Raw genomic sequence first — 15,111 nt, 5'->3', positions numbered from 1 at the left:
CCCGATGTCTGAGGTGAGCGAGGCGATCGCCCGGCAGAACGCCGACCTGGCCAGCACGTTGCCGATGGGGGACGACCGGGACGTCGAGGACGCCCGGAGGGGGTGGCTCGGCGGGCTGGACCCGGCGGTCGTGCGTACCGACAGCGGTCGGGTGGTGTGGGACAACGAGGCCTACGCGTTCCTGGACGCGCCCACGCCCGCGTGCGTCAACCCGAGCCTCTGGCGGCAGAGCGGGCTCGTGGCGAGGCACGGCCTGTACGAGGTGGTGGAGGGCATCTACCAGGTCCGCGGCCTGGACCTGTCCAACGTCACGTTAGTCGAGGGCGAGTCCGGGGTGATCGTGATCGATCCGTTGATCTCGACCGAGACCGCCGCGGCGGCCCTGGACCTGTACCGGGACCACCGCGGTGACCGCCCCGTCCGCGCGGTCGTCTACACCCACTCCCATGCCGACCACTTCGGTGGGGTCAAGGGGGTGACCTCGCAGGAGAGGGTCGACGCGGGCGAGTGCGTCGTCATCGCGCCAGCAGGTTTTCTCGAGGAGGCCGTCGCGGAGAATGTCTTCGCCGGTGGCGCCATGGCTCGGAGAGCGGGCTACATGTACGGCGCGGCGCTGCCCAGGGGGCCCGAGGGCCAGGTCGGCGCCGGCCTGGGGGCGACCACCAGCACCGGCTCGGTGAGCATGATCGCGCCCACGCTCGAGATCACCCGCACGGGGCAGGAGGAGGTGGTCGACGGAGTCAGGGTCGTCTTCCAGCTGACTCCCGGCACCGAGGCACCGGCAGAGATGAACTTCACCTTTCCCGACCACCGCGCGGTCTGCCTGGCGGAGAACGCCTCGCACACCTTGCACAACCTGCTGACACTGCGCGGCGCGGTGGTCCGGGACGCCCACGTGTGGGCCAGGTACCTCACCGAGAGCATCACCCTGCTGAGCGATGACATCGAGGTCGCGTTCGCCTCGCACCACTGGCCGACCTGGGGCCACGAGCGCATCGTGGAGTACCTCAGCCTCCAGCGCGACCTGTACGCCTACCTGCACGACCAGACCCTCCGGCTGCTCAATCAGGGTTACGTCGGCGCCGAGATCGCCGAGATGATCACGCTGCCGCCAGCCGTGGAGCGGGCCTGGCACACGCGGGGTTACTACGGCTCGGTGAGCCACAACGTCAAGGCCATCTACCAGCGGTACCTGGGGTGGTTCGACGGCAACCCCGCCCACCTGTGGGAGCACCCCCCGGTCGAGCAGGCCACGAGGTACGTCGCGGCCATGGGCGGCCCGCAGTCGGCCCTGCGGCAGGCGCAGGACGCCCACACCGCCGGAGACTTCCGCTGGGCCGCGACCGTCCTCAACCACATCATCTTCGCCGACCCCGGCAACACGGCGGCCCGCGACCTGCAGGCCTCCACCTTTGAACAGCTGGCCTACGGAGCGGAGAACGGCGTCTGGCGCAACTTCTTCCTCACCGGTGCCCACGAGCTGAGGCACGGCAACGTCGGTACACCGACCAGCACCGCCTCCCCCGACTTCCTCCAGGCGCTGAGCGTGGAGCAGCTGCTGGACTCCCTGGCCATCCGCGTCGACGGCCCCCGCTGCTGGGACGAGGCCATCCGCATCGAGTGGGTCCTGACCGATACCTCCCGCCGCCTCCGCATCGTCCTCGCCAACGGCGTGCTCACCCACCACACCACCCCGCGAGCAGGGCAGGACCTGCAGCTCGAGCTCACCACCGACACCGACGCGTTGCGCCTCGTGCTCACCGGCCTCGCCGACCCGGCCGACCTCGCCGAGGCCGGCCGGCTCAGCCACTCCGGCGACCTCAGCCGCGTGCACCACCTCTTCACGCTCCTGGACGACCCCGACCCTGCCTTCGAGATCGTCCTGCCGTAGGTCTCACGCACGGCACTGGCGCCCGCCTACTACATGGCGTAGTGTGCCGATAGCACCCTCCCCTGCTGCAGGTCCCCTCGGTCGAAAGGATCGAAGATGAGAGCCGCCGTCGTCCCCTCGCTCGGAGCCCCCCTGGAGATCCGCGAGGTCCCCGTCCCCGAGCCGGGCCCCGGCCAGGTCCTCGTCCGGGTCGAGGCCTCCGGGCTGTGCCACACCGACATCCACGCCGCCCGCGGCGAGTGGCCGGTCCGGCCAAAGATGCCGCTCATCCCGGGCCACGAGGGGGTCGGCACGGTGGTCGCCCGCGGGGACGGTGACTCCCCCGTGCAGGAGGGCGACCGGGTGGCGGTCCCGTGGCTGGGTCACGCCTGCGGCCACTGCCGCTACTGCGTGGGCGGCTGGGAGACCTACTGCCTCACCCCGCAGTACACCGGCTACACCGTGGACGGCGGGTATGCCGAGTACGTGCTCGCCTACGCCTCGCACGTGGTCGCGGTCCCCGACGGCGTCACCTCCTTCGACGCGGCGCCGCTGACGTGCGCCGGTGTCACCACCTACAAGGCGCTCAAGGTCGCTCACCCGCAGCCGGACGAGACCGTCATGGTGGTCGGGGTCGGGGGGCTGGGACATCTCGGCCTGCAGTACGCCTCGGTGTTCGGCGCCCGGACGGTGGCGGTCGACGTCGAGGACGACAAGCTGCGGCTCGCCAGCGAGCTGGGGGCCGACCACACGGTCGACGCCAGGTCCGGTCGCCAGGAAGAGGAGCTGGCCGCGCTGGGCGGGGTGGACGTGGCGCTGGTGACCGTGCCCTCCCCCGCCGCGATGCGCGCAGCCCACGCCTCGCTCAACCCGGGCGGCCGGCTCGTGCTGGTCGGGCTGCCGGCGGACAACAAGTTGGAGCTGCCGGTGTTCGAGACCGTCCTCAAGGGGATCTCGGTGATCGGCTCGCTCGTCGGCACCCGCAACGACCTCGCCGACTGCTTCGCCCTGCACGCCCGGGGACGCACCCGCGTCGTCGCCGAGCCGCGGCGCCTCGAGGACGTCAACGACTGCTTCGAGGAGGTGCTCTCGGGCCGCGTCCCCGCGCGCCTCGTCTTCGACCTGACCGCGGGCGCATAGGCGGGCACCCGGACGGCACCCTCCCGGACCGACGGTGGACGGCCGGGCTACCCCACCCGGCGTCGGAACAGCACCATGGCCACCGCATACCCCAGCACGAGCACCCCGACGCACCAGGCGAGCGCCACCCAGATCTGTCCGCCCACCGGTTGTCCGGCCAGCAGCGCCCGCAGGCTGTCCACGACGGAGGTCACCGGTTGGTGCTCGGCGAACCACGCGACCGGCCCGGGCATCGTGGCGGTCGGCACGAAGGCGGAGCTGAGGAAGGGCAGGAAGATCAGCGGGTAGGAGAAGGCGGTGGCCCCGTCCAGCGACCTGGCCGACAGCCCGGCGATCACCGCGAGCCAGGTGAGCGCCAGGGCCACCAGGCCCAGGATCCCGGTCACGGCGAGCCAGGCGAGCAGGCCGGCGTCGCTGCGGAAGCCCATGAGCACGGCGACGCCCACCACGACGGCGAGCGAGGCCAGGGTCGCCGCCAGCGACGTCAGCACGTGCGCCCACAGCACCGGTGCGCGGGAGATGGGCATCGAGCGCAGCCGCTCGACGATCCCTCCCTGCAGGTCCATGAACAGCCGGTATGCCGTGTAGGCGAGGCCGGTGGCGATCGTGATGAGCAGGATGCCGGGCAGCAGGTAGTCGACGTAGGACATTCCTCCCGCCGACCCCGACGTCGCGGACCCGGCACCGACCTCGATCGCGCCGCCGAAGACGTAGACGAAGAGCAGCAGGAAGGCGATGGGCATGAGCGCCGTCGTGATGATCGTGTCGGGGCTGCGCAGGACGTGCCGCAGCGAGCGGCGGGTCAGCGCCAGGGTCTCGTGCAGTGCGTGGGTCCTCATCGTCCGTCCTCCGCGTGCTCGTCGGCGTCGGCGGGGTCGTCCCCGACGAGCGCCAGGAAGATCTCCTCCAGGGTCGGCTGCTTCTCGACGTACTCCACCGTGGTGGGGGGCAGCAGGGCGCGCAGCTCGGCGAGGGTGCCCTCGACCAGGACCCGGCCGTGGTGCAGGATCGCGATGCGGTCCGCGAGTGTCTCCGCCTCCTCGAGGTACTGCGTCGTCAGCAGCACCGTCGTGCCTGCGGCGGCCAGGGTGCGCACCGCGTCCCACACGTCGAGACGCCCCTGCGGGTCGAGGCCGGTCGTCGGCTCGTCGAGGAAGATCACCGGTGGCTGGCCCGTCAGGCTCATGGCGATGTCGAGGCGTCGCCGCATGCCTCCCGAGTAGGTCGCCACCCGTCGGTCGCCCGCCTCGACCAGGGAGAACTGCTCGAGCAGCTCCTCTGCGCGGGCACGCGGGTCCGGCAGGTGCCAGAGCTGGGCCATGAGCACCAGGTTCTCGCGGCCGCTGAGGACCTCGTCGACGGCGGCGGACTGGCCGGTGAGGCTGATCGAGCCGCGGACGTCGGCCGGCCGGGTCACCACGTCGAGGTCGCAGACCGTGGCGGTGCCGGCGTCCGGGGGCAGCAGCGTCGACAGGATGCGCACCAGGGTGGTCTTGCCGGCGCCGTTCGCCCCCAGGAGCGCGCAGATGCTGCCCCGGTCTACCCTGAGGTCGACGCCACGGAGCACGTCGACGCCGCCGAAGGACTTCCTCAGGCCGTGCACCTCGATCGTGGGTCCGGCGGTGGTGGTCGTCATCCCCGCGCTCCGTGCTCGAGGGAGGTGGCGCGGGCGATGGTCTCGCCCAGCCGCCGCCTCTCGTGGGTGACCCACCGCGCGTCGTCGTAGTTGCCGAGGAAGGTCTCGGCGAACTCGACCGGGTCCGCCCCCACGACGTCGGTGACCGACAGACCGTCGGCCGCGCTCTGCTCGAACAGCTCGACGAGGTCCTCCAGCATCTGCACCAGCACGTCGCCGTGGGCGATGCCGCCCGTCACCACGACATACCGGTCCAGCCCCTCGACCGCCGTGCGGTGCTGGGCCGGGAGGTCCCGGCGTCGGGCCTTGTACCGCCAGTACCGCCGCTTCTGCAACCACGGCCCGGTCACCGTCTCGATCCAGCGTGCCGCCATGCTCACGCACCATCCTCTCGGAGCTGGTCCAGTCGTTCGGTGAGGAAGCTCCAGGTCCTCCAGAACTCGACGAGGTCCTCGCGCCCGCGGGCGTTGAGGGTGAAGACCTTGCGCGGCGGCCCCTTCTCCGAGGGCACCTTCTCCACGTCGACCAGGCCGCGCTGCTCGATGCGGATCAGCAACGCGTACACCGTCCCCTCGGCGAGGTCGGTGAACCCCTGGTCGCGCAGGCGCGCGGTGATCTCGTAGCCGTAGGCGGGACGCGTGGACAGCAGGGCCAGGACGATGCCCTCGAGGATGCCTTTGAGCATCTCCGTCGACTGCCTGCCCACCGTCGCTCCCATCTACTCAGTGTTGCTTACTACCTGGTACATAGTAAGACTAGGTACTGAGCGAACGCAAGCGACCACCGGCCTGGTCGGTCCGGCGGCCCATACTGGGAGGGACCCGAGCGACGAAGGAGATCTCGTGACACCCACCCTCGACCCCGAGCAGGAACGCCAGCTCCCCGGACTGGTGCGCTCCTACCTCGCCGCCCGCGACGCCGGCCGGTATGCCGACGCCGCCGCGCTCTTCGCCCCGGACGCGGTGGTGGTCGACGACGGCAGGACGCACACCGGCATCGACGCGATCACCGACTGGGTCGTCGAGTCGGCCACGGCCGTCGAGCACACCACGACGCTCCTCGGTCACGCGGTCGGCGACGACCAGACCGTGGAGGTCCTCGTCCGCATCGACGCAGGCTCCCCCGGCGGCACCGCCACCCTCCGCCAGACGTTCCTGACCGACTACGGGGTCATCCGGCGCCTGACCATCGAGCCGGCCCCGGACCGTGAGCTCAGGCCGGGCCCACCCGGTCCAGCACGCGGGTGAGCACGCGCAGGAGAGCCTCACGCTCCTGGGCGCTCATCCCGTCGAGGAAGACCTGACGGACCGTGCGCACGTGGTCCGGAGCCGCGCCCTCCAGGGCCTCCCGACCGGCCGGGGTCAGCACCACGAACGACCCGCGGCCGTCCTCCGGGCACTCGACCTTCTCCACCAGCCCGCGGGCACCCATCCTGCGCAGGTGGTGCGAGAGCCTCGAGCGCTCCCAGTGCATCTCGTCGGCCAGCGCCGACACCCGCAGCCGACCCTCCCCCGACTCCGAGAGCCGCACCAGGGTCTCGAAGTCCTGCAACGACAGGTCGCTGTCCTCGTGCAGCGCCCGGCCCATGGCCGCCGGCAGCTCGGTCTGCACGCGCAGCCAGGCGCGCCACAGGCGCATCTCGTCCTCGTCGAGCCAGGGGGCGGTCGAAGTGGTGGGCATGCCCCCAAGACTAGCAGTTGCGTGACACGTCACCAACATCTACAGTGACAGTTGACCGATCAACTACTCGAGAAGGACCCCCTCATGACCGACGTCACCCCCACCTCCACGTCCCTGCACGACCTCGACGGCAGCTACGCCATCGACGCCTCGCACAGCCGCGTCGGCTTCTCGACCCGGCACGCCATGGTGACCAAGGTCCGGGGCGCCTTCAACGACATCGAGGGCAGCGCCATCACCGGCCCGGGCCTCCAGGACGCCTCCGTGCGGCTGACCATGCAGGTCGCCTCCGTCGACACCCGCTCCGCGGACCGTGACGGCCACCTGCGCTCGCCGGACTTCTTCGACGTCGAGAACTACCCCACGATGACCTTCACCTCGACCGAGGTCACCGCGGTGGACGACGACACGCTGCGCGTCACGGGCGACCTGACCATCAAGGACGTCACCCGCCCCGTCACCGTCGACTTCGAGTACGCTGGGGCCGCGACCGACCCGTTCGGCAACCAGCGCATCGGCTTCGAGGGCTCCACCGTCGTCAACCGCAAGGACTTCGGCCTCACCTGGAACGCCGCGCTGGAGACCGGTGGTGTCCTGGTCGCCGAGAAGGTTACCCTGGAGTTCGAGATCTCGGCCATCAAGTCCGTCTGATCTCCCCCACACTCCCCCGGACCGTGCCTGCAACCGGTCCGGGGTGAGCGCGGCCCCGCTGGACCTGTGACCCGGCGGGGCCGTCGTCATGTCCGGGGACGGCATACCCCGGCCCACGAGCACCCCGGACGCGCGAACGGACCACACCGGACGCGCAGGACCACACCAGCCGCGCGCTCAGCTGCGGAACTGCGTGAAGTCCGCGGTCTGCGGGTCCGGGAACATCCGCTCGTCCGTGTCGAGACCGCTGATCGCGCTCATCTGCGCCTCGTCGAGCTCGAAGCCGAAGACGTCGGCGTTGGAGACGATGCGCTCCGGGGTCGCGGACTTGGGGATGACGATGCGGCCCTCCTGGAGGTGCCAGCGGATGACCACCTGGGCCGGGCTCACGCCGTGCGCCTGCGCTGCGTCCGCCACCGGCGCGAGCTCGAGGTCGGCGCCCTGGCCGATGGGCGCGTAGGCCTCGACCGCCAGCCCGGCCTCGCGGGAGGCACGCTGGGTGTGCGGCTGCTGGAAGGAGGGGTGGACCTCGATCTGGTTGACCGCGGGCGTCACCGATGCGTCCTTCAACAGCTCGGCGAGGTGGTCGGGGAGGAAGTTGGACACGCCGATCGCTCGGACCGCGCCCTCCGCCTGCAGCTCCTCGAAGACCTCCCAGGTCTGCGACGCGAGCCCCTTGCTGGGCACCGGCCAATGGATGAGGTAGAGGTCCACGGCGTCCACCCCGAGCGCCTCGCGCGAGTTCTCGAAGGCCGCCCTCGTCCGCTCGCGCCCCTGGTCGCCGTTGCGCAGCTTGGTGGTGAGGAAGACCTCGTCCCGGGCCAGCCCGCTGGCCCGCAGGGCCGCGCCGACGCCGGCCTCGTTGTAGTAACCCGCAGCGGTGTCGATGTGCCGGTAGCCCGCCTCCAGCGCAGCCTCCACGACCCGCTGGGTCTCCTTCTCGTCCACCTGGAAGGTGCCGAACCCCAGCTGGGGGATGGTGACGTCGGGGCTGAGGGTGATCGTTGGCTGACTCGTCATGCATCCCACGATACGTCGGGCACACTGGGGGCATGGCATGGGACGACCTGCCCAGCGACCCCGAGCGGGAGCGATGGGACCGCCGGGACGAGGCGGCGGCCCAGCTGCGCCTGAGCCGGCACCTGCAGCTGCAGCTGCCGGGGCTCGTCGCGCGCCGCGTGCCGGTCCGCGGGATCACGCCGGGGCCCATCCAGGGCGTCGGTCGGCTGCGGCTGGCCGACTCCACCACCTTCCTCGTCGGCGGCGCCGCCCCGGGCGACCTCAGTCGCGTGATGCGCGCCCTGCACGACCGCCACGCCGTGACCGTCTCCGGCTGGGAGCAGCGCGAGGACGGCCTCCTCCTCACCCTGGCAGGAGTGCCCGGGAGGGAGCCGATCCGCATCTGGCTCATCGGGCCCGACCAGCCGGACTGACCGCTCCCGGCCGCTCCCCCGTCCGCCCCGTCCTCGCCGCGGCCGCTGCCCGGTCGACCGCCCGCAGCATCGCCTGCGCCTTGGCGCGTGTCTCGGCATACTCCTCCCGCGGGTCCGAGAGCGCGGTGACCGCACCGCCCACGCCGAAGGCGAGCTCCCCGTCCGGCCCCCGGGTGAGTGTCCGGATGACGATCGAGGTGTCCATCGACCCGTCCAGCCCGATCCACCCGATCGTCCCCGCGTAGACCCCGCGAGCCCGTCCCTCGAGGTCGTCGAGGATCTCCATCGTGCGCACCTTGGGTGCCCCGGTCATCGACCCGCCGGGGAAGCAGGCCCGCAGCACGTCCGTCGGCCCCATGCGCGGGGCCAGCGCGCCGCGGACCGTCGAGACGAGCTGGTGCACGGTCGCGTAGGTCTCGACCGCGCACAGCTGCGGGACGTGCACGCTGCCCGAGCGGCACACGCGGTGCAGGTCGTTGCGCAGGAGGTCCACGATCATGAGGTTCTCGGCCCGGTCCTTGACCGCGGTCGCGAGTTCGGCGGCGAGCGCGGCGTCCTGCTCGGCGCTGCCCCCGCGGGGGCGGGTGCCCTTGATCGGCCGCGCCTCGACGGTCCCGGTGCCGGCGTCGACCGACACGAAGCGCTCGGGCGAGCCGCTCAGCACGCTGAGGCCGGGCGCGCGCAGCCAGGCCCCGTGCGGCACCGGCGACACCTCCCGCAGCGCCCGGTAGAGCTCGCCCTCGTCGAGGTCCGGCGCGCTCGTCCGGTATGCCGTGGTGAGACAGATCTCGTAGGACTCGCCGCGCGCGATCTGGGCCTGGGCGAGGCGCACCTTGGCGAGGTAGCCGGCCTCGTCGTCCTCCGGGGTCCAGGCCGGGGTGGCGGGTGCGGGATGCCTGCCCACCCGGTCGACGGAGGGTGACACCGGCGGCTCGGGTGGCGCCGCCAGCGGCTCGGGTGCCGCCGGCGGCTCGATGGCCGCCTCCAGGACCGAACCCACCTCGTCGGCCCACCGCCCCTGCTCGCCGGCGGTCGACGCGTCCTCGATCCACACCGCCCACACCCGGTCGGTGCGGTGGTCGAGCACCACCCCGCGGTCGACGAGGAGCAGCCAGGCGTCCGGCCACGGCGAGCGGTGCCGCCCGGCCGGGTCGGCGCCGGTCTCGGCCTTGACCTCGTAGCCGATCCAGCCGACGAGCCCGGGCCGCCACGGCACCTCCCCCGGCCGCTCGTCCGTGACCTCCAGCGCCCACGCGTCCAGCTCGGCGTCCACCCGGTCCAGCAGCGGCGCCCCCTCGCCCACCCGGTGGGTCAGCTCCCGGGACAGCGGTCCGCGCCCGTCGGCGAGCAGCGACCAGCCGCTGCCGTCCGAGGAGTCCAGCCAGACCGAGCTCGACGACCGGCCGACGAGGCGCTCGTGCAGGTCGGGGGCGGGCACCCGGTCCGCGTCCTCGCGCAGCAGCCGGGCCCGCAACCGCACCGGGCGTCCCCCGCGGCGGTGCTCCTGCGGCCGCAACGTGTCGCCGACGGCGACCACGGCCCCGCTCGCGTCCGCCGCCGCCCGGACGCCGGCCAGCGCCAGGAAGTTCGCCACGACGCGCTCCCCGTGCTCGGACAGGACCGACTCGGGGTGGAACTGCACGCCCCAGAACGGCCGGTCGGGGTCCGCCAGCGCCATGACGCAGCCGTCGTCGACGGCCCGGGCGGTGACCTGCAGCGCCGAGCGCAGCGGCTCGACCACCTCGAGGGAGTGGTACCGCACGACCTGCAGCGGCGACGGCACGCCCTCGAAGAGACCCTGCCCGTCGTGCTCCACCGGGCTGACGATCCCGTGCCGGGTCAGGCTCATCTCCGCCACCGTCTCCCCCGCCACGTGGGCGAGGCCCTGGTGGCCCAGGCACACCCCCAGCACCGGGACCTCCCGCTGGCGGAGCGCCAGCGCCGACAGGCCCAGGTCGCTGTCGACCTGAGGCCGTCCCGGCCCGGGCCCGATGACCACCGCGGCGAACCGCCGCAGATCCTGGGCCGTGGCCGGGTGGTCGTGCCGCCACAGCACGGGGGCCCGCCCCAGGACGCGGTGCAGCAGGTCGGCCAGGTTGTAGGTGAAGCTGTCGAGGTGGTCGATCAGCAGGACCTCGCCCGCCACGCCTCAGCCCCGGGGGCGCAGCCGCACCTGCGGCAGCTCGGGGGCCGGGAGGGAGTCCCCGCCGGGGTAGGGGAAGGCCCCGAACCGGCCCTCGGGGTCGTGCCCGAGCTCGGCCTGCCACTGCTCGCGCGCCTGGACGACCTCCTCGTGGGAGCGGCCGATGAAGTTCCACCACATGACGATCTGCTCGCCGAACGGCGGCCCCCCGAGCAGCAGCACCCGGGCGCCGTCGGCACCCGCGGCGAGCTCGAGCTCCGCGCGACCCGGCGCGAGGTAGCCCAGCTCGGCGCGCTCGAGCTCCGTCTCCCCGACCCCCACCCGGCCGTGGTCGACGAGCACCCCGTGCTCGTGCTCGGCGTCGACCGTGAGCCGGAGCCGCGCTCCGGGGTCCAGGACGATCTCCGCGCCCAGCAGCGGGGTATACGTCGGCACCGGCGAGCGGGTCTGCTCCCCGTCGACCCCGAGGGCCCCCAGGAAGACGCTCACGCGCCCGCCGCGGACGGCCCGCGGCTGCGGCGCATGGTGCTGGAACCCCGGGTCCACCCCGGCGTCGGCGGCCGGCAGCGCGACCCACAGCTGGGCGCCGTGGAGCACCTGCAGGTGGGGTTCGTCACCGGTGACGGACACCTCGGAGTGGCAGACCCCCCGGCCGGCCGTCATGAGGTTGAGCTCCCCCGGGCGGACGACGGCGTGCGCCCCCGTGGAGTCGCGGTGCTCGATCTCCCCGCTGAACAGCCAGGAGACCGTCTGCAGGGCGGTGTGCGGGTGCGGGGGCACGACCATCCCGCCGGACCGCCCCACCTCGTCGGGACCGTAGTGGTCGACGAAGCACCAGGCCCCGATCATGGTCCGTCCGCGGGCGGGGAGGGTGCGACGCACCCGCATGGCCCGGGGTCCGCCCAGCGGCACCTCGCGGGGGGCGAGGACGGTTACCGACCCCTCCGGGGCCGGTCCGTCCCCGCAGGCCACCTCGTCCGGGCGCGTCTCCAACGAGCTCATCGCCCCATCCTCCCACCGTGAGCAACGTCTCGTCGTCTCCGCGGGCACGCGGTGGCTGCGGCGGAATCCTGCGGTGCGGATCTGTTGTTCACTAGACATATGAGCACTCCCCAGACGTCCGCCCCGGCGCCCCAGCCGTCCGTCTCCCGCCCCCACCGCGTTCTCATCATCGGCTCCGGCTTCGGCGGGTTGTTCGCCACCAAGGCGCTGTCCGACCCGGCTGTGCAGGTGCTCATGGTGGCCCGCACCGGCCACCACCTCTTCCAGCCGCTGCTCTACCAGGTCGCGACCGGCATCCTCTCCGAGGGCGTCATCGCCCCGCCGACGCGGGACGTGCTCGCCAGCCAGGACAACGTGACGGTGATGCTGGGCGACGTCAAGAACATCGACATCCACGAGCGCTCGGTGACCGCGGTCACGGCCGGCGAGGACATGGTCTACGACTACGACAGCCTCATCCTCGCGGCCGGCGCCAACCAGTCGTGGTTCGGCAGCCCGCACTTCGCCGAGTACGCCCCCGGGATGAAGTCGATCGACGACGCCCTGGAGCTGCGCGGGCGCATCTACGGTGCCTTCGAGCTCGCCGAGCTCGCGGCCGCCGCCGGGCGGGAGGACGACGTGCGCCGGCTGCTCACCTTCGTCGTCGTGGGTGCCGGGCCCACCGGCGTGGAGATGGCCGGCCAGCTGGCCGAGCTGAGCAAGCGCACGCTGCGCAAGGAGTTCCGCCACATCGACCCCACGCAGGCGCGGATCATCCTCGTGGACGCCGTGGACAAGGTGCTCGCGCCCTTCGGCGACAGCCTGGCGGCGAAGACCGAGCGCAGCCTGACCGACCTCGGTATCGAGGTGAAGCTCGGCCGCAAGGTTGTCGACGTCGACGAGGGCGGCGTCGTCCTGGAGTCCACCGAGGACGGCAGCCAGGAGCGCATCGAGGCGCAGACCAAGGTGTGGGCCGCCGGCGTGCAGGGCAACCCGCTGGGCCGCAAGGTCGCCGAGCAGGCGGGCGCCGAGCTCGACCGCTCCGGACGCGTCAAGGTCCAGCCGGACCTCACCCTGCCGGGGCACCCGGAGGTCTTCGTGGTGGGCGACCTGGCCGCGGTCGACGGGGTCCCCGGGGTGGCCCAGGGCGCGATCCAGGAGGCCCGGCACGTGGCCGACCAGATCCTGCGACGGCTCCGCGGGGAGGAGACCGGCCAGGCGTTCGAGTACTTCGACAAGGGCTCGATGGCCACGATCTCCCGCTTCCGCGCGGTGATGAAGCGGGGCAGGATCGAACTCACCGGCTACCCGGCCTGGGTCGCGTGGCTGGCCGTGCACCTTTTCTACATCATCGGCTTCAAGAGCCAGCTGGCCACGCTGCTGCACTGGGCGGTGAGCTTCGTGGGTCGTGACCGCTCCGAGCGCACGGTGACCGAGCAGCAGGTGTACGCCCGGCTGGCCCTGGAGTACCTCGGCGAGGACTTCCGCAAGCAGCCCAAGCGCTGACCTGCCGCGGGCACCGGCCGGTCGGGTCCGGCGGCCCGGCTCAGCCCCGCGTCATCGGCAGGTGGGGTATGCCGTCCTCGAGGTAGTCCGGGCCGCTGCGGACGAACCCGAACCGGGCGTACCAGTCGGCCAGGTACGCCTGGGCGCCGATCTGGACCGGTCCGTCGCCGAGCCGGCGCAGCCCCTCGCGGACGAGCTGGGCGGCATACCCGTGCCCGCGGTGGTCGCGGTGCGTGGCCACCCTCCCCAGCCGCCGCGTGCCGTCGGGGTCGACCAGGGTGCGGACGGTCGCCGCGACCTGACCGTCGACGTCCATCCACAGGTGCTCGGCCGTGGGCTCGACGTCCCGCCCGTCGATCTCGGGGTAGGGGCACCGCTGCTCGACGACGAAGACGTCCACCCGCAGCCGGAGCAGGTCGTGCAGCGTCCTGGCGTCGAGGTCGGCGAACCTGGCGGCGTGGAGGGTGCCCATGCCAGCAGGGTATGTCGACCGACCCGGCCCCCGGGCCGCGCGCCGGGGTGGCCGGTGCCCAGGAGGGCGGGGGTGGGGGCGCCTAGAGTGGGGGCATGAGCCACGCACCGGGGGGTCCCGAGCCGGTGGACGTGCTGCGGCGGATCGCCTTCCTGCTCGAGCGCGAGCGCGCCGAGACCCGCCGGGTGGAGGCCTACCGCAAGGCCGCCGCGGTCATCCTGCCGCTGGGGGAGGACGAGGTGCGCCACCGGGTCGCGGCCGGCACGCTGCGGGACCTGGCCGGCATCGGTCCCTCCACCTCGGCCGTCATCGAGGCCGTCGTGCGAGGCGAGACACCCGACAAGCTGGCCGACCTGGAGTCCCGGGCCGGCACCCCTCTGGCCACCGGCGGGGAGCCGCTGCGCGAGCTGCTGCGCGGAGACCTGCACAGCCACTCGGACTGGTCCGACGGCGGCAGCCCGATCGAGGAGATGGTGGCCAGCGCGATGGAGCTGGGCCACGACTACCTCGCGCTCACCGACCACTCCCCCCGGCTCACCGTGGCCCGCGGTCTCACCGCCGACCGGCTGCGCCGCCAGCTGCAGGTCGTCGACGCCGTCAACGCGCAGACCACGCCGGGGTTCACCCTCCTCAAGGCCATCGAGGTGGACATCCTCGACGACGGCGGCCTCGACCAGGACGAGGACCTGCTGGGCGAGCTCGACGTGCGGGTCGCCTCGGTGCACTCCAAGCTCACCATGGCCCGTCCCGCGATGACCCGGCGCATGGTCGCCGCGGTCGAGAACCCGCTCACCAGCGTCCTGGGCCACTGCACCGGCCGCCGGGTCATGCCGCGTCGCGGGGACCGCGGCTCGCGCAGCGGCTCCCGCGCCCGCCCCCCCAGCGACTTCGACGCGACCGCCGTGTTCGAGGCGTGCGCCCGGACGGGCACCGCGGTGGAGGTCAACTCCCGGCCCGAGCGCCAGGACCCGCCGGGCGCGCTGCTCGACCTCGCGGTGGAGACCGGCTGCCTCTTCGCGGTGTCGACCGACGCGCACGCCCCCGGCCAGCTCGACTTCCTCGACTACGGCTGCGAGCGGGCGGTGCGCCACGGTGTGCCGGCCGACCGGGTGGTCAACACCTGGCCGCTGGAGCGCCTCGTGGAATGGGCCCGGGACCCCGCGTCAGCCGTCTGAGCCCCGGCCACGCGGGCGGGACCGACCGTTTTGGTCCATCCCGGCGCCATCACGTATGCTCATCGTCGTCCTCAACGGATAGGTCCCCATCGTCTAGTGGCCTAGGACCCCGCCCTTTCACGGCGGTAACACGGGTTCGAATCCCGTTGGGGATGCACCAGGTCTCGACCTGAAATCGAGGCCCCGTGGCGCAGTTGGTTAGCGCGCCGCCCTGTCACGGCGGAGGTCGCGGGTTCGAGTCCCGTCGGGGTCGCAGAGTAGGAGCGGCGTGGTCACCGGAGAGATCCGGGGACCACGCCGGCTCACTACTTCCGGCCAGGTAGCTCAGTTGGTACGAGCGTTCGACTGAAAATCGAAAGGTCGGCGGTTCGACCCCGCCCCTGGCCACGCGACAAGCCGCGGGTCTGCCCTGACGACACCCGCG

General features: G+C 72.6%; 16 protein-coding genes and 3 tRNA genes. 10 read left to right on the top strand and 9 right to left on the bottom strand.

The features are described 5' to 3' along the window. The first annotated feature begins 4 nt into the window (after nt 1-4). Together Q0795_RS14330 and Q0795_RS14325 are read left to right on the top strand one after the other, a co-directional pair. A complete protein-coding gene (locus tag Q0795_RS14330) occupies nt 5-1,891 on the top strand; it encodes an alkyl sulfatase dimerization domain-containing protein (RefSeq protein WP_298890716.1) in 1,887 nt (628 codons plus the stop codon). Between the two features lie 96 nt (nt 1,892-1,987). After that, complete coding sequence (locus tag Q0795_RS14325; protein WP_298890715.1) at nt 1,988-3,010, top strand: zinc-dependent alcohol dehydrogenase; 1,023 nt, start codon at nt 1,988-1,990, stop codon at nt 3,008-3,010. Between the two features lie 47 nt (nt 3,011-3,057). On the opposite strand, the gene Q0795_RS14320 is transcribed toward Q0795_RS14325, so the two are convergent. From Q0795_RS14320 to Q0795_RS14305, 4 genes are read right to left on the bottom strand one after another with little or no spacing between them, the layout of a single operon-like run. Beyond that, nucleotides 3,058-3,849, bottom strand: a complete 792-nt coding sequence (locus Q0795_RS14320; RefSeq protein WP_298890713.1) for an ABC transporter permease — start codon at nt 3,847-3,849, stop codon at nt 3,058-3,060. Then, nucleotides 3,846-4,646: an ATP-binding cassette domain-containing protein gene (locus Q0795_RS14315; RefSeq protein WP_298890712.1), complete on the bottom strand. Its 801-nt coding sequence runs from the start codon at nt 4,644-4,646 to the stop codon at nt 3,846-3,848. The genes Q0795_RS14320 and Q0795_RS14315 overlap by 4 nt, the downstream gene beginning before the upstream one ends. Beyond that, nucleotides 4,643-5,020 carry a DUF1048 domain-containing protein gene (locus Q0795_RS14310; protein ID WP_298890857.1) on the bottom strand — a complete coding sequence of 126 codons (378 nt, stop codon included), beginning with the start codon at nt 5,018-5,020 and terminating at the stop codon, nt 4,643-4,645. Before Q0795_RS14310 ends, Q0795_RS14315 begins: the two co-directional genes overlap by 4 nt. A 2-nt stretch (nt 5,021-5,022) precedes the next feature. Next, nucleotides 5,023-5,352, bottom strand: coding sequence for a PadR family transcriptional regulator (locus tag Q0795_RS14305; protein WP_298890855.1), 330 nt, complete (start codon nt 5,350-5,352; stop codon nt 5,023-5,025). 136 nt (nt 5,353-5,488) lie between these two features. On the opposite strand from Q0795_RS14305, the gene Q0795_RS14300 reads away from it, so the two are divergent. Next, nucleotides 5,489-5,893 carry a nuclear transport factor 2 family protein gene (locus tag Q0795_RS14300; RefSeq protein WP_298890711.1) on the top strand — a complete coding sequence of 135 codons (405 nt, stop codon included), beginning with the start codon at nt 5,489-5,491 and terminating at the stop codon, nt 5,891-5,893. On the opposite strand, the gene Q0795_RS14295 is transcribed toward Q0795_RS14300, so the two are convergent. After that, a complete protein-coding gene (locus Q0795_RS14295; RefSeq protein WP_298890710.1) occupies nt 5,859-6,326 on the bottom strand; it encodes a MarR family transcriptional regulator in 468 nt (155 codons plus the stop codon). The genes Q0795_RS14300 and Q0795_RS14295 overlap by 35 nt on opposite strands. A gap of 84 nt (nt 6,327-6,410) precedes the next feature. Here Q0795_RS14295 and Q0795_RS14290 point away from each other — a divergent pair, with 84 nt between their 5' ends. Continuing rightward, a complete protein-coding gene (locus tag Q0795_RS14290) occupies nt 6,411-6,977 on the top strand; it encodes a YceI family protein (RefSeq protein WP_298890708.1) in 567 nt (188 codons plus the stop codon). Nucleotides 6,978-7,154: 177 nt separating this feature from the next. Here the strand turns inward: Q0795_RS14290 and Q0795_RS14285 are convergent, their stop codons facing one another. Beyond that, nucleotides 7,155-7,997, bottom strand: coding sequence for an aldo/keto reductase (locus tag Q0795_RS14285; protein WP_298890706.1), 843 nt, complete (start codon nt 7,995-7,997; stop codon nt 7,155-7,157). Between the two features lie 32 nt (nt 7,998-8,029). On the opposite strand from Q0795_RS14285, the gene Q0795_RS14280 reads away from it, so the two are divergent. Further along, on the top strand, nt 8,030-8,410 hold the full coding sequence (locus tag Q0795_RS14280) for a hypothetical protein (protein ID WP_298890704.1): 381 nt from the start codon (nt 8,030-8,032) through the stop codon (nt 8,408-8,410). On the opposite strand, the gene Q0795_RS14275 is transcribed toward Q0795_RS14280, so the two are convergent. Both Q0795_RS14275 and Q0795_RS14270 read right to left on the bottom strand, forming a co-directional pair. Next, nucleotides 8,385-10,556, bottom strand: coding sequence for a chorismate-binding protein (locus Q0795_RS14275; protein ID WP_298890702.1), 2,172 nt, complete (start codon nt 10,554-10,556; stop codon nt 8,385-8,387). The two genes, Q0795_RS14280 and Q0795_RS14275, sit on opposite strands and share 26 nt — an antisense overlap. Before the next feature lie 3 nt (nt 10,557-10,559). Beyond that, nucleotides 10,560-11,555, bottom strand: coding sequence for a pirin family protein (locus tag Q0795_RS14270; protein ID WP_298890700.1), 996 nt, complete (start codon nt 11,553-11,555; stop codon nt 10,560-10,562). A 99-nt stretch (nt 11,556-11,654) separates the two neighbouring features. On the opposite strand from Q0795_RS14270, the gene Q0795_RS14265 reads away from it, so the two are divergent. Further along, nucleotides 11,655-13,040 carry an NAD(P)/FAD-dependent oxidoreductase gene (locus Q0795_RS14265; RefSeq protein ID WP_298890698.1) on the top strand — a complete coding sequence of 462 codons (1,386 nt, stop codon included), beginning with the start codon at nt 11,655-11,657 and terminating at the stop codon, nt 13,038-13,040. Between the two features lie 40 nt (nt 13,041-13,080). Here the strand turns inward: Q0795_RS14265 and Q0795_RS14260 are convergent, their stop codons facing one another. Then, nucleotides 13,081-13,512: a GNAT family N-acetyltransferase gene (locus tag Q0795_RS14260; RefSeq protein WP_298890696.1), complete on the bottom strand. Its 432-nt coding sequence runs from the start codon at nt 13,510-13,512 to the stop codon at nt 13,081-13,083. A 95-nt stretch (nt 13,513-13,607) separates the two neighbouring features. Between Q0795_RS14260 and Q0795_RS14255 the strand changes: the two genes are divergently transcribed. The 4 genes from Q0795_RS14255 to Q0795_RS14240 all read left to right on the top strand — a co-directional run bounded on the left by Q0795_RS14255 (nt 13,608) and on the right by Q0795_RS14240 (nt 15,074). Beyond that, a complete protein-coding gene (locus Q0795_RS14255; protein ID WP_298890695.1) occupies nt 13,608-14,687 on the top strand; it encodes a PHP domain-containing protein in 1,080 nt (359 codons plus the stop codon). An 82-nt stretch (nt 14,688-14,769) separates the two neighbouring features. After that, nucleotides 14,770-14,842: transfer RNA gene (locus Q0795_RS14250), tRNA-Glu, on the top strand. Between the two features lie 24 nt (nt 14,843-14,866). Beyond that, a tRNA-Asp gene (locus tag Q0795_RS14245) sits at nt 14,867-14,940 on the top strand. A gap of 60 nt (nt 14,941-15,000) precedes the next feature. Next, nucleotides 15,001-15,074 (top strand) — tRNA-Phe (locus Q0795_RS14240). The last annotated feature ends 37 nt before the right edge of the window (nt 15,075-15,111 follow it).

It is taken from the genome of uncultured Serinicoccus sp. (assembly GCF_947487915.1).
Lineage (GTDB): Bacteria > Actinomycetota > Actinomycetes > Actinomycetales > Dermatophilaceae > Ornithinicoccus.
The sequence above is the reverse complement of the archived record's forward strand: the minus strand, read 5'-3'. Positions and strand labels throughout refer to the sequence as shown.

Coding starts and splice junctions, on each gene's coding strand:
- Q0795_RS14285 (WP_298890706.1), bottom strand. CDS start 7,997: ATGACGAGTCAGCCAACGATCACCCTCAGCCCCGACGTCACCATCCCC.
- Q0795_RS14265 (WP_298890698.1), top strand. CDS start 11,655: ATGAGCACTCCCCAGACGTCCGCCCCGGCGCCCCAGCCGTCCGTCTCC.
- Q0795_RS14255 (WP_298890695.1), top strand. CDS start 13,608: ATGAGCCACGCACCGGGGGGTCCCGAGCCGGTGGACGTGCTGCGGCGG.
- Q0795_RS14270 (WP_298890700.1), bottom strand. CDS start 11,555: ATGAGCTCGTTGGAGACGCGCCCGGACGAGGTGGCCTGCGGGGACGGA.
- Q0795_RS14295 (WP_298890710.1), bottom strand. CDS start 6,326: ATGCCCACCACTTCGACCGCCCCCTGGCTCGACGAGGACGAGATGCGC.
- Q0795_RS14310 (WP_298890857.1), bottom strand. CDS start 5,020: ATGGCGGCACGCTGGATCGAGACGGTGACCGGGCCGTGGTTGCAGAAG.
- Q0795_RS14290 (WP_298890708.1), top strand. CDS start 6,411: ATGACCGACGTCACCCCCACCTCCACGTCCCTGCACGACCTCGACGGC.
- Q0795_RS14330 (WP_298890716.1), top strand. CDS start 5: ATGTCTGAGGTGAGCGAGGCGATCGCCCGGCAGAACGCCGACCTGGCC.
- Q0795_RS14280 (WP_298890704.1), top strand. CDS start 8,030: ATGGCATGGGACGACCTGCCCAGCGACCCCGAGCGGGAGCGATGGGAC.
- Q0795_RS14320 (WP_298890713.1), bottom strand. CDS start 3,849: ATGAGGACCCACGCACTGCACGAGACCCTGGCGCTGACCCGCCGCTCG.
- Q0795_RS14260 (WP_298890696.1), bottom strand. CDS start 13,512: ATGGGCACCCTCCACGCCGCCAGGTTCGCCGACCTCGACGCCAGGACG.
- Q0795_RS14315 (WP_298890712.1), bottom strand. CDS start 4,646: ATGACGACCACCACCGCCGGACCCACGATCGAGGTGCACGGCCTGAGG.
- Q0795_RS14325 (WP_298890715.1), top strand. CDS start 1,988: ATGAGAGCCGCCGTCGTCCCCTCGCTCGGAGCCCCCCTGGAGATCCGC.